The following is a 21,601-nucleotide window of genomic DNA, read 5'->3' as shown; positions in this document are numbered from 1 at the left end:
CCTAAGTCCCTAAACCCTACAAAGCAATCGGCCGGCCCTGATAGAAATCGAGGACTTTGCGGCGGAACACGAAGCTGTACTTGGCCTGAATCATGCTCGATTCGGCGGCCGTGAGGTTGTTTTTGGCAATGTTGAACTCGGTGCCGTTGAGCAGGCCGTTGTTGAAGCGGATTTCGGCGTTGCGGTAGGCCAGCGTGAGGGCCTCCACCTGCCGGCTCGACGCCAGGTACTGGCGCTGGGCGGCCAGCGCGTCGGCGTAGGCCTGCTCAATGGTCTGGCGCAGTACCAGCCGGGCCTGCTCGGCGCGTACCTCGGCCAGCTGCTGATTGATTTTGGCGCGCTGCACGTTGGTGCGGGCCTGCAGGCCATTGAGAATCGGAATCTGCAGGTTGAATTGCAGGCTCTTACCCAGGTTGTTGTTGAGCTGGGTACCGAACGATACATTTTCGGAAGTGCGGCGCAGTATGGGCTGGTAGGGCGTAAAAACGGCGAACGGGGCCGGCGTAGGGCCCGGCTGGCCCGTTACGGGGTCAATCGGAAATACCGGCAGCACCGCCCGCGCCGAGTCCAGGCTGGTAACGGGCTTGGTGTAGAGCGAGGAGTAGCCGGTGAAGATGTTGGCCCCGAACGTGAGGCGCGGATAGTAGGCGCCGCGGGCCAGGTCGAGGCTGCGCATGCTGCTTTGCACGCGCAGGTCGGCGGCCTTTATTTCGGGCTGGCGGGCCTGAGCAGTAATGAACACTTCGGCCGGCGCCACATCGGCCAGGGCGCCCTCGGTGGGGTCGGCCAGCGCGGGCGTTTCGATGGTCAGCGCCTCGCTGGCGCCCTCGCTCAGATTAAGCAGCTGGGCCAGCTGGATTTTGGCAATAGCCAGCTGGTTCTGGGCCGTGATGACGTTGAACTGGTCGGTAGCCAGCTGGGCCTGGCTGTCGAGCACGTTGCCTTCGGCCACCGAACCGGCCTTGAGCAGCTTCTGGCTGCGCTCGACCTGCAGCTGGGTGCTGGCCTCGCGCACCTGATTGGTGCGCACCAGCTCCTGGGCCAGCAGCATCTGCAGGTAGGCCGAGGCCACGTTGAGCGACAAATCGTTGCGGGCCTGCTCCACGTCGCTCAGGGCGGCCTGGTAGTCGAGCACGTTGCGGCGGATGGTGTTGCGCAGCTGGAAGCCGGCAAACAGCGTTACCTGCGAACTGGCCGAGAAGTTGTTGGTGCGCGTGGTCTGGTTCTGAAAGACGTTGGTCAGCGGGTTGATGTTGGTACCGTAGTTCCAGTTCTGGTTGCCGTTGAGGTTGGCCGAGGGCAGCAGGGCGGCGCGGCTCTGCAACAGCGCCGCATCAACGTTTTGGGCCTGCAGCTGGCTCTGGCGCACGTTCAGGTTGTGGGTCAGGGCATAGTCGACGGCCGCCTGCAGGCTCCAGGGGCCGGTGGGGGCCGGGGCCGCCAGCGCGCCGGCGGGCGGCTGCGTCGGCGTAGTCTGGGCCCGGGCCACCAGTGGGGCCACGGCGGCGGCACTCAGCAAGAGCCAGTAGAAACGCTTCATAAACAAACAGGATAAAGGAGGAAGGCAAAAAGCGAACTACAACCCGGCGCGGCCTGCGGGCCCCGGCCCGAAGCCGTTGGGCCAAAGGTATTGATTGCCCGCTATATCGACCAAACCAATCAACCAACGCGCCGTAGCCGGCCTTTAATACCTTGTTGTTAGCGGTTAGCGGTTAGTCAAGGGCCGTAATATCAATCACGCGGTGCACCCAGCGCAGCTGGCGCAGGTAGTCGAGCGTGCTGGGGCGCAGGTCGGAGTCCATTTCGATGAATTGCCGGGCCGCCTCGTGCTTGCCCCGCCGCGAAACCGACATGGTGGCAATGTTGCAGTCGTCGCGCGAGATGACGGAGGCAATGAAGGCAATGGAGCCTACTTCGTCGTCGGCATCGATAATGAGCGTGTGCAGCGAGCCCGAGAAATCGGCCGGAAAGCCATCGACCTCCACGATGCGGATAACGCCGCCGCCCCGGCTCTGGCCCACCACCTCCACGGCCCCGCCGGTGCGCTCGTCGCGCAGCTGCAGCCTTATGGTGTTCGGGTGCATGGTCGAGGCGTTGCCCACGCCCTGGAAGGTGTAGCTCAGGCCGGCCGCCTGGGCATGGTCGAAGGCTTCGCGGATGCGCACGTCGTCGGTGTTCATGCCCAGCAGCCCGGCCACGATGGCGCGGTCGGAGCCGTGGCCCTCGTAGGTGCGGGCAAACGAGTTGTAGAACGTGATGACGGCGTGCGTCGGCACGGAGCCCAGAATGCGGATAGCGGCCCGGGCAATGCGCACCACGCCCGCCGTATGCGAGGAGCTGGGCCCGATCATCACCGGCCCAATCATATCAAAAATGCTCGATTTTTCTGCCATGCGGTAAAAGTAGGGAGAAGCCAGGAGTTAGGAGACAGATGCTGGAATGTCGTTTTGAGCGAAGCCGAATAATCTCTTCCGCAACCGGAGCCCCGATACCTGCAACGAAGCAGTAGAGCTTCTTCGGCTTTGCTCGAATGACGTTCTTTCTCACTTCTAGCTCCTAGCTTCTATCTCCTAGCTTCTCCATAAATCCTACCTTTGTTCCTGCCTATGGAAACTCCCGCCCCCGCCCCTACCGATTTCTCGCCCGCCGTACTCGCGCAGCTCCAACGCCTGCAGGAGCGCTACAGCGCCGACGACCAGGACCTGGCCTCCTACCTCGAAGGCTACTACCACACCCGCTACCTCGGCTACTGGGACTATATCCAGCTCGAAACCCTGCTGAGCCTGCAGCGCCCGCGCACCGAAATTCCCGACGAGCGGATTTTCATCATCTACCACCAGATTACGGAGCTGTATTTCAAGCTCTGCCTCTGCGAGTACGAGCAGCTCGGCGACCTGCAAGCGCCCACGGCCGCGGAAGTAACGCTGCGCGTGGGCCGCATCAACCGCTACTTCGAGAACCTGATCGACTCGTTCGACGTGATGGTCGACGGCATGGACAAGCACCAGTTTCTGCAGTTCCGGCTGGCGCTCATGCCGGCCTCGGGCTTCCAGAGCGCGCAGTACCGCATGATTGAGCTGGCCAGCACCAGCCTCAGCAACCTTGTGCCCGAGGAGCGCCGCCGCCTGCTGGGCGACGCCGCCGCCCACGACGAGCTGCTGGGCTGCATCTACTGGAAATCGGGCGCCACGGTGGTCGAAACCGGTGCCAAGGCCCTTACGCTCACCGAATTCGAGAAGAAGTACACCGCCCAGCTCAGCGAGTTTGCCCGCCAGTACGCCCAGCGCAACCTCTGGGCCGTGGTGCAGCGCCTGCCCGAGGGCCCCGAGGGCCAGCAGCACCCGCGCCTGCTCCGCCAAATGCGCCAGCTCGATGTGAACGTAAACGTCAACTGGCCCCTGATGCACTACAAGTCGGCCGTGCGCTACCTCGAGCGCAACCCCGACTCGATTGCCGCTACCGGCGGCACCAACTGGCAGCAGTACCTGCCTCCCAAGTTCCAGCGCCGCATTTTCTACCCCCAGCTCTGGACCGAACAGGAACTGGCCGACTGGGGCAAAGCCTGGGTGGAAAGCGTGCTGGGCGGCGAGTAAGCGCTGGCCCGCTACGCCTTTTAGTGCCGCAGGATGATCAGCCACTTCCGCGTGAGCCCCGACCAACGGACTGTTTCGTGGAAAAACGCCGGGCGCGAAGTAGCGCTGCACTTCCAATACGAAGTGCATGCTCACCACGTGCACTACCTGGATGAGGTATTGGTGCAGTCCGATATCCGCGAAAGTGGTAGTAACAACCTGTGCCTCTACCAGGCGGATGGCTCCGGGAAAGCCTGCCCCGCTATGCCCAGGCTAAAACAGGAAGTGGCAGGAGTATATGCCGTATGGTTCGTTCAGGGTAAGCGCTACCAAACAGTCGTATTGCACAGCAGCGAATTCAGCCCCTATGACACGGCGTGCACGTTTGATTTAGAAACGCATCAGTTTTCTGCTTTTCATCCAACCAAATAGGCAGCTGCTGCGCTGCTATAGCTGCACTGATGAGCTGCACTGATGATGAAGTGAGGACTGCTGGTTAAGCTGGAGCAGGATTTGGCTGATAGCCGCAGGTCGTATCTGATCTGCGGCTATCTTGCTGCCCAAACCTCTTATAGCTATGCTACCTGCTTCGCGCCACCGGTTAGTTCTACCCCTTCTACTTCTTGCCAGCCACCTGGGCTGGAGCCAGAGCAATCCGGGGCCCGTTGAAATAACGACGACCAAATACCCCGATGCCGTATTGGTTGAGGCGCGCAATACCACGGCCGTGCCCTACACCGTACTGATCAACTTTGACCTGTTGAACATGTACCCCAGCGCCAAGCTACCGATCCGTAAAGTGGTGGAGCCGGGCAAGAAGAAAGTGGTACTCGTCCGCCTCACGCCCAGCCCCGGCCAGCGCTTTCAATACCGCTCCGAGTACAACACCTACCTGGGCAACACGCTGGCCCCGCCCACGGGCCGCGGCTTCGTTTACCAACTGCCCTTCGAGGCGGGCCAGCCCTACCGGCTGATACAGGGCAATAATGGCCCTTTCTCGCACGCCGGTAAGTACGCCTTCGATTTCTCGATGCCCGAAGGCACGGTGGTATGCGCCGCGCGGGCCGGCATTGTCAGCCAGGTTAAGCAGGATTCGGACACGGGCTGCCTCACCCGCGACTGCGCCGACCAGGGCAACTACATCACCATTTTTCATGACGACGGCAGCTTTGCCAAATACGTGCACCTGCGCCTCCATGGCAGCCTGGTAGAAGTAGGGCAGCGCGTGGCGGCGGGCCAGCCGCTGGGCCACAGCGGCAACACGGGCTGGTCATCGGGGCCGCACCTGCATTTTCAGGTCGATGTACCCGGCGAGCCAATGTCGGTATCGGTGCCGGTTACCTTCAGCATCAACGGCCAGCCCCTGGCCGAGTTAGTGTCCGGCACGAGCTACGGCCGGTAAGCCGAAAACCCGGAGGCTACTCTACTTTAAATGTGGCCCGGGTATTTTCCCAGCCCAGGCTTACTTCCCCCGACTTGTCGGCCGTGATGGTGAACTGTTCGAGGCGGCGGTCCAGCGCCGAAACCGGGGCCGGCACGCGCAGCGTGTCGCGGGTGGCGTCGTACTCATACGCCCCCCACTGGTTGGGCTGGCTGTTGAAAATGATGGTCCACTCCTTTTCCTGCGGGATGGTGAACAGGGCGTACTTGCCGGCCGGCAGCGGGCGGCCCTGCACCCGCACGGGCCGGTCGACGGTGAACGTGGTGGCCTCGTTGGCCCCCGTGCGCCACACCTGGCCGTAGGGCACGAGCCCGCCCATTACTTTGCGCTCATTGGCCGAGGGGCGGCTGTAACGGATGCTGAACGTAGCCCCGCCGGCCACCGTGGCCGACACGGTGGCAGCAGGGCTGGGGCGGGCGGTTTTTTCGGCGCCGGCCGGAGTATCGGACTCCGAGCAGGCCGCCAGCAGCAGGGCCAGCCCCAGTGCCGGGAGGCGCAGTGAGGTCAGAAAAATCCGCCCGGAAGGCATACAAATGGCGGGCATAGAAGGCAGTCGGGTGAAACGCGGGGTGCCGGCCCCAGTGGCCGACGGTTCTGCTTGCAGCAATAAGTATACCCCAAGTTGGCCGATTGGTTGCTCGCGCCCGCCACCGGACCGGTCGGGCCAGCCGATTTCCTCCTACCTTCGCCCCGTTCTCTGTCTGTTTTTCAGGTCAGATGAGCGGTTGGTGGCCTTGGCTTTCGGGCGGGGCCTTAAAAGGGAACCGGGTGCAACTCCCGGACAGACGCGCTACTGTGAGGGCCGGCCGCTACGGCGCCGCCAACGCCTCCCCACCTGGCCCATTGCCTGCTTAGCCGGGTGAGAAGGGCGGGGAGGCGGGCCCGAGTCAGGAGACCTGCCCGCCGCTTGTAATGACGAGGCTGCCCCGCGACCCGGGTGCCTTGTTGCGTACTGCGGCGGCCCGTTTCGGGCGGTCGGCCGGCCCCTGGCCGGGCAGCCAGCGGCTCCGGCGGAGTCGGCGGGCGGGCGCAGTATGCAGCAGGCACAACCGGGTAGCAGGGGCGCGCCGAAAAGCGGGCCGGGAAGGACCTTTTTCCACCACCCTTTCTACCCTTTCCTGCATATGCTCACGCTCGCCGAAAAAATCAGCCGCGCCGAAACCCGCATCTTCAAGGCGGTTTTCCCCAACACCACCAACCACTACGATACCCTGTTCGGCGGCACCACCCTGCATATGATGGATGAGGTAGCCTTCATCACGGCCACCCGGTTTTCGCGCCTGAAAATGGTGACGGTGTCCTCCGACAAAGTCGATTTCACCCACCCCATTCCCGGCGGGACGCTGGTCGAGCTCATCGGGCGCGTCGAGCACGTGGGCCGCACCAGCCTCAAGGTGCGCGTCGAGCTGTTTGTGGAGCAGATGTACTCCGAAGACCGCCACCGGGCCGTGTCGGGCCTGTTTACGTTTGTGGCCATTGATGAGGACAAGCGCCCGGTGGCCATTCTGCCCGCCGAAATGCGGCCGGAGCCGGTAGCGTAGGCCGGCCGCGGGCGCGTATCTTTGCGGGGTAAAAGGATAACTCCCTTTCCCCTGCCTTATGTCCTCCCCCCTTGCTTCCAGCGCTCAGGAAATTGAGTTGCTGCTGCCCCCCGAACAGGCCTACGACGAGCTGGCCCGCTACGAGGCCCTGCTGGCCGCCGCCGGCCTGCGGCCCGGCCAGGCCGATTTCGTGCACTTGCGCAAACGCTCCGTGGATGCCCGGGGCCGCCAGCCGCTGGTGCGCCTGCGGGCCGATATCTACCGCCAGGCCCCGCCCGCCGAGTTGTTCGGGCCCTGGTTTACATTTGCTGACGTCAGCCAGGCCCGGCGCACGGTGCTGATTGTGGGGGCCGGGCCGGCGGGGCTGTTCGCGGCGCTGCGGGCCATTGAGCTGGGCATCCGGCCCATTGTGGTGGAGCGCGGCAAGGACGTGCGCACCCGCCGCCGCGACCTGGCGGCCATCAACAAGGAGCACCTCGTCAATCCCGATTCCAACTACTGCTTCGGCGAGGGCGGGGCCGGCACGTATTCGGATGGCAAGCTCTACACCCGGGCCACCAAGCGCGGCGACGTGCAGCGCATTCTGCGGCTGCTGGTGCAGCACGGCGCCACGCCCGATATATTGGTCGATGCCCACCCCCACATCGGCACCAACAAGCTGCCGGCCGTGGTGGCCGCCCTGCGCGACTCGGTGCGGGAGGCCGGCGGGCAGGTGCTGTTTGGAACGAGGGTCGATGACCTGCTCATCACCGAAAACCGCTTGCACGGCGTGGTAACGGCCACCGGCGAGGAGCTGACGGCCGACGCCGTGATTCTGGCCACCGGCCACTCGGCCCGCGACATCTACGAGCTGCTGCACCGCCGGGGCGTGCTCATCGAGGCCAAGCCCTTCGCGCTCGGCGTGCGCGTCGAGCATCCCCAGCAGCTCATCGACCAGGCCCAGTACCGCCGCCCCGACCGCGGACCGCTGCCGGCCGCTTCGTACGCGCTGGTGCACCAGACCCAGGTGGATAACGAGCAGCGGGGCGTGTTTTCGTTCTGCATGTGCCCGGGCGGCTTTATTGTGCCTGCCGCCACGGCCCCCGGCGAGGTGGTGGTGAACGGCATGAGCCCCAGCCGCCGCGACTCCCGGTTCGCCAATTCCGGCATCGTGGCCGCCGTGGAGCTGCGCGACATGGACCTGCGCCAGCACGGCCCGCTGGCCGGCCTGCACCTGCAGCAGCAAATTGAGCAGCGCGCCTGTCAGCTGGCCGGCAACTCCCAGAAGGCTCCAGCCCAATTATTGGGCGACTTTCTGAAGAAGAAAACCTCCAGCCAGCTGCTGGAAACCAGCTATCAGCCCGGTCTGGTGTCGGTGGCTATGGATGAGGTGCTGGGCGCGACGCTGGCCGAGCGGCTGCGCCAGGGCTTTGCCAACTTCGGCCGAAAAATACCCGGCTACGCCACCAACGTGGCCCAGATTGTGGGCGTGGAAAGCCGCACCTCCTCGCCCGTGCGCATCCCCCGCGACCGGGATACGCTGGAGCACCCGGTGCTGCGGGGCCTGTTTCCGTGCGGCGAAGGGGCGGGCTACGCTGGCGGCATCGTTTCGGCCGCCATGGACGGCGAGCGGTGCGCCGAGGCCGTGCGGGCCGTTGTGGGGGCTTAGTGGAACGTGGCTGGGCGGCCCTTTGCCGGTGGCAGGCAGCTTTGCTATTTCTATTTACTCTTTTACTGATGCTTCGCTGGCTCCGCGCTGACTCCGATAAACCTAATTTCTTGCGGCAGGATTTTAGGGGTAGTGAGGAAGTGCTAATTCGCCCGCCTTCGTCTGAGAATCGTCCTTTTACATAAAAGCGGTTATCGGAGCAGTCTTGAGAAAGTAGTGGTTTTAACATCATTTCTCCAAAGTTATTGAGATGGCATTTTTCTACGTTGTCTCTTTGTGGCAAGAAGGATTCACGCAGTTTTATGGGCGTGAGGTTGCGGCTAATGTAATTGTATCGGCACCTTGGCGTAGCACCAGTTTAGCCGCCGACTGTTGAAGTACTCGGAAGGAAATCGTTTCTCCTGCTTTGTGAGCAGGGCCTAGTTTAGCAGCGAGTTGTACGTTATACTCAGAGGAATTAAGTGGCCAAGGTTGCTTTACGCTCTGAAAGCCAATGCCCGTAATGGTAAAGTGGTGCGGACGTTGCGTACGAGCTAGGCGTAAATGAGCCTGGCCAGCCTGATTACTTGAGGCAGCAGTGAGCGTTCGGCCCGTCTCATCAAAGGCCAACACCGTCAGACCATCGGCCGCCTCTTTTTCAACTCGTAGGTCCACGCTCACGGTCACCGAATCTGAATCCGGTTGAGTCAGTAAAAGATGTGTCTGGATGGAAGGTAGCTGTTCCAACGACTGTCCATTAAAGACCAAATGCAGTTGCTGCCCCCGCAAGGTATACTTACCCCTACCTTGTGGTCCAACGCCCACCATATCGGTCCACTGAGTGTACTCAAACTGACAGTTAGGAAAGAGACGCAATTCCTTGGAGGAAAATAAGCTAACTCTCGGGCCGCGCGTTTCCAAATAGCGACCGGATGGTAGGGTACCATTCACCGCACAACCTGTTAGGCCAATAGCGAATAGGAGCAGAAAAGAGTAGTGGGTTTTCACAGGTGGGGCATAATAAGATGATGGTTGGTGGGAATACTATCTGTTTGTTGATGTCAATATCGTCTGAATTCCACACGGCGTAAGGGGCAAATATTGCAGACTGGTACTATTAAAGCGAATAAGCAGATCTTTCACGCGCTAGTCCCCCCGTTACAGCGCGCAAATAGCCTTTATAACGTTTTCCAAACGGTCGTCTGATCAATGCTATGCGGCCTCCAGCTCCGCCGCCCAGGCTCACCGGGCTTCGCGCGAGCAGCTGGACGCGGCGTTTAGGGGCCTCAGCAAGCGGTAAGCGTTCCGGCCCCGTGCTACTTTACGGCCGGTCCTGCGTACAGGCTAGTTGGTTTGCAGGCATCGGCCGCTAATTCGTCCGGCCAGTTCCCGCCCCGCCCCGTCCTCCACAATTCCCTCCCCCATGAAAAAGACCCTCGTTTTAGGTGCCACCGACAACCCCGCCCGCTACGCCTACCGGGCCATTCACCAGCTTAAGCAGCACGGCCACGAAGTGGTGCCGGTGGGCATCCGCAAGGGCCAGGTGGCCGGCCTCGATATCCGCAACGACCGGCCCGCCGCCGAGGGCGTGGACACGGTAACGCTCTACGTAGGCCCCCAGAACCAGCCCGGCTGGTACGATTACCTGCTCGACCTCAAGCCCAAACGCATCATCTTCAACCCCGGCACCGAAAACCCCGAGCTGGAAAAGCTGGCCCAGGAGCGCGGCATCCAAACCGAAGAAGCCTGCACGCTGGTGCTGCTGAGCATCGGACAGTATTAGCTCTAAGGAGTCTGTTAATGACACTGCATGGTAGCCCCAGCGGGGCGACATATCGGTAGTGATTAAGTACCATCAAAACGCTAAAGCCCCAGCGGGGCGACACGAGCCGTTCAGCCGCCTGTGTCGCCCCGCTGGGGCTTTAGCGTTTTTTTTGCGTGCTGTTGCTACCGATATGCCGCCCCGCTGGGGCTTTTGGCGCAAGTGCATTACAAACCGCTAAAAATTTACTTCCCATCAGGCAACCCTTACCTTCTATCTTGCATCTGACGCCCCAAACGAACTGCTTCTGACCTGAACTTTACGCTGCTCCCGTGACGGAAACCGAGTTAATTGCCGCCTGCCGCCAGGGCAGCAGCCGGGCCCAGAAACAGCTCTACGAGCAGTTTTCGGGCCTGATGCTGTCGGTGTGCCTGCGCTACCTACGAAGGCGCGAGGATGCCGAGGAGGCCCTGATTGTGGGCTTTACCAAGGTGTTCCGCGCCCTCGACCAGTATCGGCACGAGGGCTCGTTCGAGGGCTGGATCCGGCGCATTGTCGTCAACGAGGCCCTCGGGATGCTGCGCCGCAAGGAGCCGCTGCATATGGGTATTGATGATCTGACCTACGACGTGCCGGCCGTGGCCGCTACGGCCGAAAGCCAGCTCTCGGCCGACGAAATGCTGGCGCTGCTGGCGGGGCTGCCGGCCGGCTACCGCACCGTTTTCAACCTGTATGCCCTCGAGGGCTACTCGCACCCCGAAATCGGGGAGCTGCTGGGCATTTCGGAGGGCACCAGCAAATCGCAGCTCAGCAAGGCCCGCGGTATGCTCCAGCGCCGCCTCGCGGTGGCCAATGCCCAGGCCCGCCCCTCCGCTTCCACCTCCTCACCGAAAGAACTGTATGCAACCGGACGATATTGATAAGCTGTTTCGCGAGCGGCTGGCGGGCCACGCCCCCACGCCGCCCGCCTTCGTGTGGGCCGAAATCGAGGCCGAAATCCAGCCCGCCAAGCGCCGCCGCCCCGTGATGTGGCTGGCGGCGGCTTCGGTGGCGCTGCTGGTGCTGCTGGGCGCGGCCGGCTGGCTGCTGCTGGGTGGCGGCTCGGGCCCCGCGGCCCGGCCCGAGCTGGCCGCTACGACACCCGCCCCGGAGCCCGCCCGCGGGTCGGCCCCCGGCACATCGGCAGCCGGTGAGGTCGCGGCCGAAACAAATACGGCTGACCAGCAGGAACTTTTGGCCGCCGCTGAAAAAAATAATACGGCCCAGGCAACGCCGGAGGCAGCTGCCCCATCTGGCCCCTCAGAAGCAACTGCCACCGTTTCGGCCTCCGGGCCGGCCGCCTTAGTGGCCACTACGGTTCGCGCTGCGGCGGCCCGGCCCGGGGGTGTACAACCCGGTCCGGCCGCCGACCGCCGGCCCCCGACCAGTTCGGCAACGGTTGCTTCACATCTGCCGGCAAACGAGCCGGCCTCGGTAACGGCCCTGGCCGCCACCACGCCCGAACTGCCCGAGCCTAAATGGGTAGCCCAGCAGCGGCCCGCCGCCCTGCCCACCGCCACGGCGGCCCTTACCGGCCCCATTGAGGTGGAAGTCCGGCCCGCTTATGATGCCCCCATGGCGGAGACGCCTGCCCGCCGCCGCGGTCTGGTGGCCGTGCTGCGGCAAGTGCGCAATGTGGTGCAGGGCGAGCCGGTGAGCCTGACCGCCGCCGGTCTGCCCGAAACGGTAACCGTACAGGCCCGCCTGGCCGGCCGCACCCTCACTAAAACCATTCAACTATAGATGACAGGTCTTAGGGACTTAGGGTTTAGGGCTTAGAAGAGAGTAGGATTCAACCTATTCGAATTCGCCATAAATCCTCGAAAACTAAGCCCTAAGTCCCTAAGCCCTAAAACCTAACTCCCATGAAACGCTTCCTCCTGCTTCCGCTGCTGACGATGCTGCTGGCCCTGGTTTCGACGACCGGCTCGGCCCGCGCCCTGAACGCCCCCCTGAACGACGACACTATTGTGGTGCGCCTGCCCAACCAGGCCACGATGACGCTGTATGTGAAAGACCGGGCCCAGCTGCGCGAGCTGCGCAACTACAAGCTCGACTCGCTCATGGTGCTGCTCGACACCTACATTGCCCAGGCCGAAAAGGCCAGCAAAAACTCCACTTCCGAGCAGGTGACGATGGAGTTCTACCCCGCTAAAGACCAGCCCGGCAAGAAGGTGCCCGAGCAAATCCGCATCACGATGCACAACGACCAGACCACCGACCGGCCCGCCAAAAAGGGCGACCGGGTGGACGTGAGCGTGGGCCGGGTGTTTGGCGTGACAGTGGAGGAAAGCAACACCGACGGCAACGACCGGGTGTCGGTGCGGGTGGGCTCGTCGGCCAAGTCCGACTCGATCCGGACGGCCGAGCGCAAGGCCAAGCAGGAAGAAAGGGCCAACCGGGCCGTGCACAGCAACTTCGATATCGACCTGGGTTTGAACGCGCTGACCAACAAGCAGCGCGACATCAACGGCAACTCGCTGGACCTGCGGCCCGTGGCCTCGCGCTACATCAGCCTCAACTGGCACTACGATATCCGGCTGGGCCGCAAGGGTTCGCCCCTCTACCTGCGTACCGGCCCCGAACTGGCCTTCAACAACTACATGCTCGACAACAACTACCAGTTCGTAAACCAGAAGGGCGTGAACCAGCCGGACGTGACGGTGCTGCAAAAACCCGCCGAAGCCGGCCGTAATCTGGAGAAAAGCAAGCTGGCGGTTTCCAGCCTCAACCTGCCGCTGATGCCCATGCTCAGCTTCCGGGACAAAGAGGGCAAAGACAGCTTCCGCATCGGGGCCGGCGGGTTTGTAGGCTACCGGCTGGGCTCGCACACCAAGCTCAAGTACGAGGAGGACGGCAACACCAAGAAAGACAAGGACCGCGGCAGCTACAACCTCACCGACTTCCAGTACGGCGTGCAGGGCACCATCGGCATCCGCAGCATCGACCTGTTTGCCAAGTACAACCTCAACCACACGTTCAAAGATAACCGCGGCCCCCAGGCCAACACCATCAGCTTCGGCCTCTCGATTCTGCAATAGAAAGTTAAAAGCTCCACAGCAAAAACGGCCACCTGAACTGTCCTTACACAGGACGTTCAGGTGGCCATTTTTACTGTTCAACTCAACCCTCAACTGTTTCGAAAGAAGTTGTCGAGCAGAATGGCAGCCGACACGGCTACGTTGAGGCTCTCGGCCTGGCCGCGGCCGGGAATGTGCAGGCGCTGGGTGAGGCAGGCCTCGACGGGCGGTGTGAGACCGTGGCTTTCGGAGCCCATGATGAGCACGCCGCTGGGTTGCAGCGTGAGGCGGTGCACGTTGTCGCCGTGCAGGTCGGCGCCGTACACGGGCAGCCCGACGGGCAGCGTGGCCAGCCAGGCGGGCAAGTCGCGCTGCCAGACGGGCACGCGGGTGAACGAGCCCATGGTGGCCACCACCGTCTTGGGGGCCCAGGGGTCGGCGCAATTCTCGGAGCAGACTACGCCGGCCAGGCCGTACCAGTCGGCCAGGCGGATGAGCGTGCCCACGTTGCCGGGGTCGCGCACGTCGTCGAGGGCCAGCAGCAGCTGGTTGGGGGCCGGGTGCAGGGGCGGCTCGGCGGGCAGGCGGGCCACGGCCAGGGCCGTGTTGTTGGTGCTCAGCGAGCTGAGGCGGGTCAGCTCGCCCTCGGAAACCAGGTCGAGCGGGACGGTGGCGGGCAGCTCGGCGGCAATTTTATCGGCAAATTCGGGCGTCGCTATCAGCCGTTCGGTCAGAATCCCGGAACTTAGCAGCTCGCGCACGCTCTTGCCACCTTCCACCAGGAAAGCGCCGTGGCGGGTGCGGTACTTCTTTAGGTGCAGCGCGTGCACGTATTTCGCTACTGCTTTTGAAACCATTGGCACCTTTTGAAACCCCGTTGGGGCGAAATTTTACGCTGAATAAACTGCCCCGGCTGCGGCGGCTGGCCCTGGCGGGCCTGCTGCTGGCCGGCGGCGGACTGGTAGGCTGTTCGCCGCTGCGGCTGCTGAAGCCCGGCCAGCGCCTGCTGGACGACGTGGACATCCAGGGCACCGAGAAGGCCGACCCCGAGCGGCTGGCGGCCCTGGTGCAGCAGCAGCCCAACAGCACCTTCCCGCTGCCAAAGGTAACCATCTACCAGTTTGGCCGCTCGTTTTACAACCCCGAGCGCATTGCCGGCAAGCTGGCCGACACCCAGGCCCGCTACGCCCGCCAGATTGCCGAGGCCGGCACCGACTCGGCCCAGGTGGGCCGGCTGCTGCGCAAGCGCGAGCAGAAGGAGCGCCGCTACCAGCTGGCCCTCGACAAAGGCAACGCCATCATGCGCCTGGGCGAGCCGCCCGTAGTCTACGATTCCTCGCTCACGGCTGCCTCGGTGCAGCAGCTGAGCGTTTATCTGAAATCGAAGGGTTTTTTCCGCAGCTCGGTTACCGTTACCGATACCGTGCCCACGCGCCGGTTTACACCGCTACGGCTGCTGGCCCTGCAGTCGCCCTACACCGCCGACTCGCAGCGCGTTACGGTTACCTACCACGTGCAGGAGGGGCCGGCTTTCCACTACTCGCAGCTCGATGATGAGGTGGCCGACTCGCTGGTGGCCCGGCGGGTGCGGGCGGCCCGGCCCCAGAGCCTGCTGCGGGTGGGCGACCAGTACGACGAGGAGGTAATCGGGGCCGAGCGCGGGCGGCTGGAAACGCTGCTCAAAAACCAGGGCTACTACGATTTCCGCCAGCAGTACATCACCTTCGAGGCCGATACCAGCTTCCGGCCCACCACCGTGCGCCTGCGCACGCTCGTGGCCGACCCGGCCCGCGGTGAGCACAAGCGCTACACGCTGCGCCACGTCGATTTCGTCAGCGACGCGGGTATTGTGCGCTTCGGCCGTACCCGCGACACGCTCGTGCGCGACTCGGTGAACTACCTGGCCTACCGCCACCGCATCAGCCCCCGCGCCCTCGACCGCAAGCTGGCGCTGCGGCCCAACGAGCCCTACAGTCTCCTCAAAACCCAGCGCACGCAGCGGCAACTCAGCAGCCTGGACATGTTCCGCTTTACCACCATCACCTACCGGCGGGTGCGCGGCCCGGAGGCCCCCGCCGACTCGGCCCAGGGCCTGCTCGACGCCACCGTCAGTGCCGCGCCGGCCAAGAAATTTCAGGAAACCACCGAATTCGGCGGCACCTACGTGGCCCAGGAAGTGGGTCCTTTCGGCAACGTACGCCTGAAAATCCGCAACGTGTTTGGCGGGGCCGAAATCCTGGAATTCGGCGTGCGGGCTGGTTTTGAAGGCCAGTACGACATTACGGGTACGCAGGGAAGCGACCAGAAAGCGCTGCCCCACGAACTGACCACCCAGCTCGGGGCCAACGTCAACCTGGTGTTGCCGCGGTTTCTGGTGCCCTGGCGGATGGGGCCGCGGCTGGGCGAGTACAACCCGCGCACCCGCATCAATGCCTCCTACACCTATGTAAACCGGCCCGACTACACCCGCACCAATGCCGAGGGCACGTTCGACTACATCTGGCAGCGCTCGGCCTTCCACCAGTACGTGCTCACGCCCATCGACCTGAGCATTATCCGCACGGCCAACGTCAGCGCCCGGTTCGATTCCATTTTGCAGAACCTGCTTATCCGCAACGGCTCGCCGCTATTCCGCAGCTTCGATAACCTGTTCATCCCCAGCATCAACGCCACTTCGCTCTACAACTCCAACGACTTCAACGAAACCCGCGACGCGCGCTACCTGCGGCTGTTTGCCGAAGTGGGCGGCCTGAGCCGGGGCCTGTTTCAGAAGCAGCCGCTGCTCACCGATACCCGCGACCTGCGCAAGAGCGACCTCAAAGTCTACGACTTTGCCAAGCTCACGGCCGATTACCGCCGCTACTACAAGCTCACCTCCGACTCGTACCTGGTGTACCGGCTGGCCGGGGGCGCCGTGGCGGCCCTGACCCCGACCAAGCTAACCACCATTGGCCGCGACGGCAGCCAGAGCACCAGCACGTCCTTCCTGATTCCGTACGACAAATACCTGTTCTCGGGCGGCAGTTCCAGCGTACGGGCCTGGAAGCCGCGCCGGCTGGGCGCGGGCTCGTTTACCCAGTATAAATTCGACCCCAAAGACCCCACCCAGCCGCTGATTATAGATGGCCGGCGGGTGCGCGACTACAACCTCGAACAGCCCGGCGAGTTGCTGCTCGAAGGCAACATTGAGTACCGCTTCCCGCTTTACAACTTCATCAAGGGCGCCGTATTCACCGATTTCGGCAACGTCTGGACGCTCCGCTCCGACCCGCGGCCGGGGGCGCAGTTCCGGTTCAACCAGTTTTACCGGCAGTTTGCGGTGGGCTCGGGCTTCGGCTTCCGCTTCGATTTAAGCTTCCTGATTATGCGCCTCGACATAGCCACCAAGGTGTACGACCCCGCCGCCCCCGGCAGCAAGTGGGCCATCCGCAACTTCAGCTTCCGCGAAGACCAAACGGCCTTTAATCTGGGCATCGGGTATCCGTTCTAAACGGCCAAAAAGCCCGTCATCCTGCTTTAGGATGACGGGCTTTTCTATGCTCAGCGCTGTGACAGACGTTGTGGCAGACGTCAGGGCTGGCTTTGTGGCGCCGGCGCCATCAGGACCTCAGCATGTCAAACCCACCAGCTCACTATTTCACCAACTCACCTAATATCCTAGCAACTCGGCCAGGGTGGTGGCTACTTTGTCGGGGTTGGGCAGCATCTGGCGTTCCAGCTCCACGTTGAGGGCAATGGCGGGCAGGTTGGCGGCGCCGAGCGTGAACACCGGCGCGTCGAGTTGCCGGAAGCAGTGGCGCTGGATGCGGCCGGCCAGGCTCTCGGCGAAGGAGTTCATGAGTGGCTCCTCCGTCAGCACCAGAGCTTTGCCATGGCGGCGCACTGCCGCCTGCACGGCGTCCCAGTCGAGGGGGTTGAGGGTGCGCAGGTCCAGGATTTCGACCTGGCCGGGGAACTGCCGGCTGGCCGTGCGGGCCCAGTGCACCCCCATGCCGTAGGTGACGACCACGCAGGTTTCGCCGTTGGCGAGCTTCTGCGCATCGGACTGCTGGAAGACGTTGGCCTTGCCCAGTGGGATAACGTAGCCAGCGGCCGGCTCGGTGGTTTTGGCCTCCTCGGTACCGGGAACCTTGCTCCAGTACAGGCCCTTGTGTTCGAGCAGCACCACGGGGTTGGGGTCGAGGAAGGCGGCGCGCAGCAGGCCCTTCATGTCGGCCGCGTTGCTGGGGTACACCACTTTAATGCCCCGGATGGTGAGCAGCGTGCTTTCAATAGAGCCCGAGTGGTAGGGCCCGCCCCCGCCGTAGGCCCCGATGGGCACCCGAATCAGGCTCTGCACCGGAAACTGCCCGTTGCTCAGGTAGCACGACTTACTGAGCTCCTCCACCAGCTGGTTGAGGCCGGGCCAGATGTAGTCGGCAAACTGAATTTCGACGATGGGCTTGGCTCCCACGGCGCTCATGCCGGCCGTGCTGCCAATAATATAGGCTTCCTGAATGGGCGTATTGAACACCCGGGCGTCGCCGTACTTTTTAGCCAGCAGGGCGGCCTCGCGGAACACGCCGCCCAGCTCGCCGCCCACGTCCTGACCGTAGAACAGGGCCTCCGGGAACTCGCGCAGAATGTCGTCGACGGCGTGCAGGGCGGCATCTACCATCAGGGCCTTTTCGGCGCCGGCCGGGGCCCGCTCGCCGGTTTCCTGGGTTACGGCCGGCGGGGCAAACTCGTGGTCGGCGAAGGTAGCCGGGTCGGGGTTTGCAGCGGTCAGGGCGCGCTCGTAGTCGGCCTGCACGGTGGCGCGGGCCTCGTCGGCCAACTGCTGCAACTCGTCTTCGGCGAAGCCCAAAGCCAGCAACTGCTCATGGAAACGGGGCAGCGGGTCGTTCAGGGTATGCTGGGCCAGGTCGTCGCCGCGGTACCACTCGCGGCGCACGCCGCTGGTATGGTGGCCCAGCAGCGGGCACTTGGCATGCACCAATACCGGCCCGCGGCGGGCCCGTACGTGGGCGGCAGCCTCCTGCATGGTGGCGTAGCTGGCCAGGAAATCGGCCCCGTCAGTCTGCAAACGGTGCAGGCCCTTGAAACCGGCGGCAAACTCGTAGGCGGTCATCGTGCGCATCTCCCGGCCGGTGGCCGAAATGCCCCAGTCGTTGTCCTGCACCAGAAAGAGGATGGGCAGCTGGTGCAGCGCGGCCATTTGCAGCGCCTCGCTCACCTCGCCTTCGGTCATGGCCCCGTCGCCAATCGAGCAAATTACCAGCGGGTTGGCACTGTGCTCATTGGCCGGCACCGCGCCGTACAGGCCGGGTGCCGACTGGCCGCTTTCGTAGAAGTCGCGCGGGTCGGCCTGCAACATCCCCACCTGCTGGCTTTCCAGGTACTTGATGCCCTGGGCCACGCCGGTGGCCGGAATGGCCTGCATGCCGGTGGCTGAGCTCTGGTGCGGAATCGTGGGGAAACCGGCCCGGCGCAGCGAAGGGTGCGAGTAGTAGGTGCGGCCGCCCGAAAACGGGTCGTCGCGCTTGGCCATGAGCTGGAGCATGAGCTCGTAGGGCTGCATGCCGATGCCGAGCAGCATGGCGTCGTCGCGGTAGTAGGGTGCGGCGTAGTCGTGGGGGCCCAGGCAGGTGGCGGCGGCCAGCTGAATGGCCTCGTGGCCCCGGGCCGTGGCGTGTACGTACTTGGCCGTCACGGCCTTGTTTTCCTCGTAGAGGCGGGCCAGCTCGTCGCCGGTGCGCATGAGGCGGTAGGCGCGGCGCAGCAGGTCGGGTTGGGGGGCCTGGGTGGTGGCAAAGTCGGTTTCCGGGGTGGGAGCAGTTGCGGTGGTCATGGGCGGAGGATGGGTGCTGGCACAAAGGTACGCACGGGGAAGCAGGGGGATGGTAGGCAGGCCACTCCGAAGTCTGGCTGGTCCCGGCAAGCCGCGTACATTCGTTCTTTACCCGCTTGCAAGCCTTCTCCCGCATGGCTCTCGACCTCACCCTAACTGCCCTGCCGGCTGCCGCCCGGTTTGCCCTCGACAAAGCCCGCGCCCGCGCCGAATACGCCGCCGAATTTGACAAGATTCTGGAGCCGGACAAGTTGCGACAGCACTTGGTGATGATTCGCCGGAGCTCCAACGGCACCCCGGAAGCCCTGCTACTAGAGCTGCTGGCCGATGCCGAGCAATTACGGCCGCTGCCACTGCCCGAGCCGCCCGAGTTTTACAGCTACTCGCGGGGCTACGCGACACTAGACCACTTGCTGGCTGCCTGGCTGCAAGCCCGCGGGCAGCCGCGCCAGTTGGGCAACTATGTTTTTTACAGCGGCACTCCACTTGATACCAACGGGCAGCACGCGTATTTCCACTATTTGCGGCCCGCGCAAGTTCAGGGCATTGACCATATCCTGAGGCAGGCAAAATTTGCCGACCTGCTGGGGCATTACGACTACGAGCGGCTGTCTGAACAGGGCGTCTATAAGCTGACCCGCCCGGAGCACCTGCCTTACCTGGAAGAAGAATACGCGGCCTTGCGGGCCTTTTTTGGGGCAGCACAGGCGGCGGAGGCGTTTATGCTAATTGAGTTGGTGTGAGCCCTGCGCTTTGCCGACCGCTTTGTTGCAGCAACCCCAGAGAACTTCAGACTATCTCACCCATTTTCCATCTCGCCTTGAGCCCTACCCTCCTATTCTCCCAAGCCACCCCCGCCGACCTGCCAGCCCTTAACCGCCTCGTCAACCGGGCCTACCGGGGCGAAACCTCGCAACAGGGCTGGACTACCGAAGCCGCGCTGCTCGCCGGCCAGCGCACCGATGAAGCGGACCTGCGCGAGCAGCTCGAAAAGCCCGGCGCGCAGTTTCTGCTGGCCCACCGCACTACGGATGACGAATTGGTGGGCAGCGTGTTTCTACAGCAGCAGGGCCCCGAACTGTATTTGGGCATGCTCTCGGTCGAGCCCACCCAGCAGGCCGGCGGCATCGGCCGGCAGCTGGTGCAGGCCGCCGAAAGCCACGCCCGCGCCCTGGGCTGCCACGCCGTGCGCATGACCGTTATTTCCGTGCGCCACGAGCTACTAGCCTGGTACGAGCGGCTGGGTTATGCGCGCACTTCTGAAACCGTGGCCTTCCCCACCGATACCCGCTTCGGTGTACCACTCCTGGCCGAGCCACTGGTACTGCTGGTGCTGCGGAAAGTGGTGAATGAGTGACTTGGTGAATGAGTGAACCCACCTGTCATCCTGAGCATGTGGCGCATCAAGCCAGCGACGAAGGACCTTATCACCTTGGAACGACCGTAATAACGACTTGCTCCAACGTAGTAAGGTCCTTCGTCGCTGGCTTGATGGGCCACATGCTCAGGATGACAGGTGGGTTCACTCATTCACCAAGTCACTCATTCACTGCCTCCCACCACCTTTGCTGCGGCAGCGGGCGGCCGTCGAACGTCACCGATTGCCCCAACTCGGGCGTGGTAATGGGTTGGCCCAGGCGGGCGGCTTCGGCGGTGGCGCGGCGGGGCGGCTCGTTCCAGGGGTGGTTGGCCTCGGTGAAGGCGCCCCAGTGCACGGGCAGCATCACGGCGGCGCGCACGTCGCGGGCGGCCTGCACGCTTTGTTCGGGCCGCATGTGGATGTCGGCCCAGTGTGGGTCGTACTGCCCGCATTCCATCAGCCCCAGATCGAAGGGGCCGTGCTGGCGGCCGATGGCGGCAAAGTGCGGGCCGTAGCCACCGTCGCCGCTATAAAAGGCGCGCCGGGTGGCCGATTTCACCACCCAGGAGCTGAACGACGTGGTGTTGCGGTTGGTGAGCCCGCGGCCCGAAAAGTGCCGCGCCGGGGTGCTCACGATGGTCAGGCCCGCCACCCGCACCGAGTCGTTCCAGTCCAGCTCGCGGATGCGGGCCGTATCGACGCCCCAGGCCCGCAGGTGGGCCGCTACGCCCAGCGGCACAATGAACAGGCGGGTTTTGTGGCGCAGCTGGCGGATGGTTTCGTAATCGAGGTGGTCGTAGTGGTCGTGGGAGATGAGCACGGCCGTGATGGGCGGCAGCTGCGCGGCATAGATGGGCACGCGGGGGTTGTAACGCTTGGGCGTGGCCCACGATACGGGCCCCATATCCTGGCCCAGCATAGGGTCGAACAGCACATTCTGCCCCCCGATTTCGAGCAGGCTGGCCGAGTGGCCGAACCACGTTACGCGCAGCAACTCGGGCGCTTTGCCCACGAGGCGCAGCGAATCGAGCAGCTGCATGGGCAGCGGGCCGGGCGGCTTGCGGCCGGGCGTTTTGTTGAACAGAAACTCCCACAGCACGCTCGCCATGCCGCGGCCCGTGGTGAGTTCGGTGGGTAGCCAGGGGTAGTAGAACTTGCCATCCTTATAATGGCCGCTGCGGGCGTAGCCGGCCTTTTCGGCTTTGGTGGGCGTGCCGCCAAGCTGCGGGCTCAGCCCCGCGAAAGCCACACCAGCCAGTAGCAGCGCGGCCAGCAGGCTTAATGTTATTTTACGGGTGAGATGGCGGGATTTGGGCATCAGGTTCGGGGCAAATAAGAATCGTACCGTGTACTGTACGTTGTGTAATCAGGCTGGGGAGCGGGCGAGAGACGCACTAGCTGACGTCTCG

General features: G+C 63.6%; 19 protein-coding genes and 1 riboswitch. Of the genes, 12 read left to right on the top strand and 7 right to left on the bottom strand.

Annotation, left to right across the window (positions count from 1 at the left end; all coding sequences use genetic code 11):
- Positions 1-16: 16 nt before the first annotated feature.
- Both BMY67_RS07560 and sdaAB read right to left on the bottom strand, forming a co-directional pair.
- The gene (locus tag BMY67_RS07560) at positions 17-1,540 is read right to left on the bottom strand and encodes a TolC family protein (RefSeq protein ID WP_092770105.1); all 1,524 of its coding nucleotides are present in this window, start codon (positions 1,538-1,540) and stop codon (positions 17-19) included.
- Between the two features lie 172 nt (positions 1,541-1,712).
- Complete coding sequence (gene sdaAB / locus BMY67_RS07555; protein ID WP_092770103.1) at positions 1,713-2,393, bottom strand: L-serine ammonia-lyase, iron-sulfur-dependent subunit beta; 681 nt, start codon at positions 2,391-2,393, stop codon at positions 1,713-1,715.
- Positions 2,394-2,606: 213 nt separating this feature from the next.
- On the opposite strand from sdaAB, the gene BMY67_RS07550 reads away from it, so the two are divergent.
- The 3 genes from BMY67_RS07550 to BMY67_RS07540 all read left to right on the top strand — a co-directional run bounded on the left by BMY67_RS07550 (position 2,607) and on the right by BMY67_RS07540 (position 4,974).
- Entirely contained in the window at positions 2,607-3,593 is a 987-nt protein-coding gene (locus tag BMY67_RS07550) for a tryptophan 2,3-dioxygenase family protein (RefSeq protein ID WP_092770101.1), read from the top strand.
- 51 nt (positions 3,594-3,644) lie between these two features.
- Positions 3,645-4,004, top strand: a complete 360-nt coding sequence (locus tag BMY67_RS07545; RefSeq protein WP_143069734.1) for a hypothetical protein — start codon at positions 3,645-3,647, stop codon at positions 4,002-4,004.
- A gap of 145 nt (positions 4,005-4,149) precedes the next feature.
- Complete coding sequence (locus BMY67_RS07540) at positions 4,150-4,974, top strand: M23 family metallopeptidase (protein ID WP_092770097.1); 825 nt, start codon at positions 4,150-4,152, stop codon at positions 4,972-4,974.
- A gap of 16 nt (positions 4,975-4,990) precedes the next feature.
- Here the strand turns inward: BMY67_RS07540 and BMY67_RS07535 are convergent, their stop codons facing one another.
- Positions 4,991-5,557, bottom strand: coding sequence for a DUF2911 domain-containing protein (locus BMY67_RS07535; RefSeq protein ID WP_092770095.1), 567 nt, complete (start codon positions 5,555-5,557; stop codon positions 4,991-4,993).
- Between the two features lie 165 nt (positions 5,558-5,722).
- Positions 5,723-5,931: riboswitch (cobalamin riboswitch) on the top strand.
- Positions 5,932-6,137: 206 nt separating this feature from the next.
- On the opposite strand from BMY67_RS07535, the gene BMY67_RS07530 reads away from it, so the two are divergent.
- Positions 6,138-6,554: an acyl-CoA thioesterase gene (locus BMY67_RS07530; RefSeq protein WP_092770093.1), complete on the top strand. Its 417-nt coding sequence runs from the start codon at positions 6,138-6,140 to the stop codon at positions 6,552-6,554.
- 58 nt (positions 6,555-6,612) lie between these two features.
- Complete coding sequence (locus tag BMY67_RS07525) at positions 6,613-8,202, top strand: NAD(P)/FAD-dependent oxidoreductase (RefSeq protein ID WP_092770091.1); 1,590 nt, start codon at positions 6,613-6,615, stop codon at positions 8,200-8,202.
- Between the two features lie 300 nt (positions 8,203-8,502).
- On the opposite strand, the gene BMY67_RS18865 is transcribed toward BMY67_RS07525, so the two are convergent.
- Positions 8,503-9,189, bottom strand: a complete 687-nt coding sequence (locus tag BMY67_RS18865) for a hypothetical protein (protein ID WP_143069733.1) — start codon at positions 9,187-9,189, stop codon at positions 8,503-8,505.
- Positions 9,190-9,604: 415 nt separating this feature from the next.
- Between BMY67_RS18865 and BMY67_RS07520 the strand changes: the two genes are divergently transcribed.
- From BMY67_RS07520 to BMY67_RS07505, 4 genes are all read left to right on the top strand, one after another.
- Entirely contained in the window at positions 9,605-9,964 is a 360-nt protein-coding gene (locus BMY67_RS07520) for a CoA-binding protein (RefSeq protein WP_092770089.1), read from the top strand.
- Positions 9,965-10,275: 311 nt separating this feature from the next.
- Entirely contained in the window at positions 10,276-10,863 is a 588-nt protein-coding gene (locus tag BMY67_RS07515; protein WP_092770087.1) for an RNA polymerase sigma factor, read from the top strand.
- Positions 10,844-11,725 carry a hypothetical protein gene (locus BMY67_RS07510; RefSeq protein ID WP_092770085.1) on the top strand — a complete coding sequence of 294 codons (882 nt, stop codon included), beginning with the start codon at positions 10,844-10,846 and terminating at the stop codon, positions 11,723-11,725. The genes BMY67_RS07515 and BMY67_RS07510 overlap by 20 nt, the downstream gene beginning before the upstream one ends.
- Before the next feature lie 122 nt (positions 11,726-11,847).
- On the top strand, positions 11,848-13,023 hold the full coding sequence (locus tag BMY67_RS07505) for an outer membrane beta-barrel protein (protein ID WP_092770083.1): 1,176 nt from the start codon (positions 11,848-11,850) through the stop codon (positions 13,021-13,023).
- A gap of 89 nt (positions 13,024-13,112) precedes the next feature.
- Here the strand turns inward: BMY67_RS07505 and BMY67_RS07500 are convergent, their stop codons facing one another.
- Entirely contained in the window at positions 13,113-13,859 is a 747-nt protein-coding gene (locus BMY67_RS07500) for a TrmH family RNA methyltransferase (RefSeq protein WP_092770081.1), read from the bottom strand.
- Positions 13,860-13,879: 20 nt separating this feature from the next.
- Between BMY67_RS07500 and tamL the strand changes: the two genes are divergently transcribed.
- Positions 13,880-16,492: a translocation and assembly module lipoprotein TamL gene (gene tamL / locus BMY67_RS07495; RefSeq protein WP_092770079.1), complete on the top strand. Its 2,613-nt coding sequence runs from the start codon at positions 13,880-13,882 to the stop codon at positions 16,490-16,492.
- A gap of 159 nt (positions 16,493-16,651) precedes the next feature.
- On the opposite strand, the gene BMY67_RS07490 is transcribed toward tamL, so the two are convergent.
- The gene (locus BMY67_RS07490; protein ID WP_092770077.1) at positions 16,652-18,832 is read right to left on the bottom strand and encodes an alpha-ketoacid dehydrogenase subunit alpha/beta; all 2,181 of its coding nucleotides are present in this window, start codon (positions 18,830-18,832) and stop codon (positions 16,652-16,654) included.
- A gap of 134 nt (positions 18,833-18,966) precedes the next feature.
- Between BMY67_RS07490 and BMY67_RS07485 the strand changes: the two genes are divergently transcribed.
- Positions 18,967-19,575 (top strand): DUF1877 family protein, encoded by a 609-nt coding sequence (locus BMY67_RS07485; RefSeq protein ID WP_092770075.1) that lies wholly within the window; start codon positions 18,967-18,969, stop codon positions 19,573-19,575.
- 77 nt (positions 19,576-19,652) lie between these two features.
- Entirely contained in the window at positions 19,653-20,189 is a 537-nt protein-coding gene (locus BMY67_RS07480) for a GNAT family N-acetyltransferase (RefSeq protein WP_092770073.1), read from the top strand.
- 181 nt (positions 20,190-20,370) lie between these two features.
- Here BMY67_RS07480 and BMY67_RS07475 read toward each other — a convergent pair whose 3' ends face one another.
- Entirely contained in the window at positions 20,371-21,510 is a 1,140-nt protein-coding gene (locus tag BMY67_RS07475; protein ID WP_092770071.1) for an MBL fold metallo-hydrolase, read from the bottom strand.
- Positions 21,511-21,601 lie beyond the last annotated feature (91 nt).

The sequence above is a fragment of the Hymenobacter actinosclerus genome (assembly GCF_900111515.1).
Classification (GTDB): domain Bacteria; phylum Bacteroidota; class Bacteroidia; order Cytophagales; family Hymenobacteraceae; genus Hymenobacter; species Hymenobacter actinosclerus.
The sequence above is the reverse complement of the archived record's forward strand: the minus strand, read 5'-3'. Positions and strand labels throughout refer to the sequence as shown.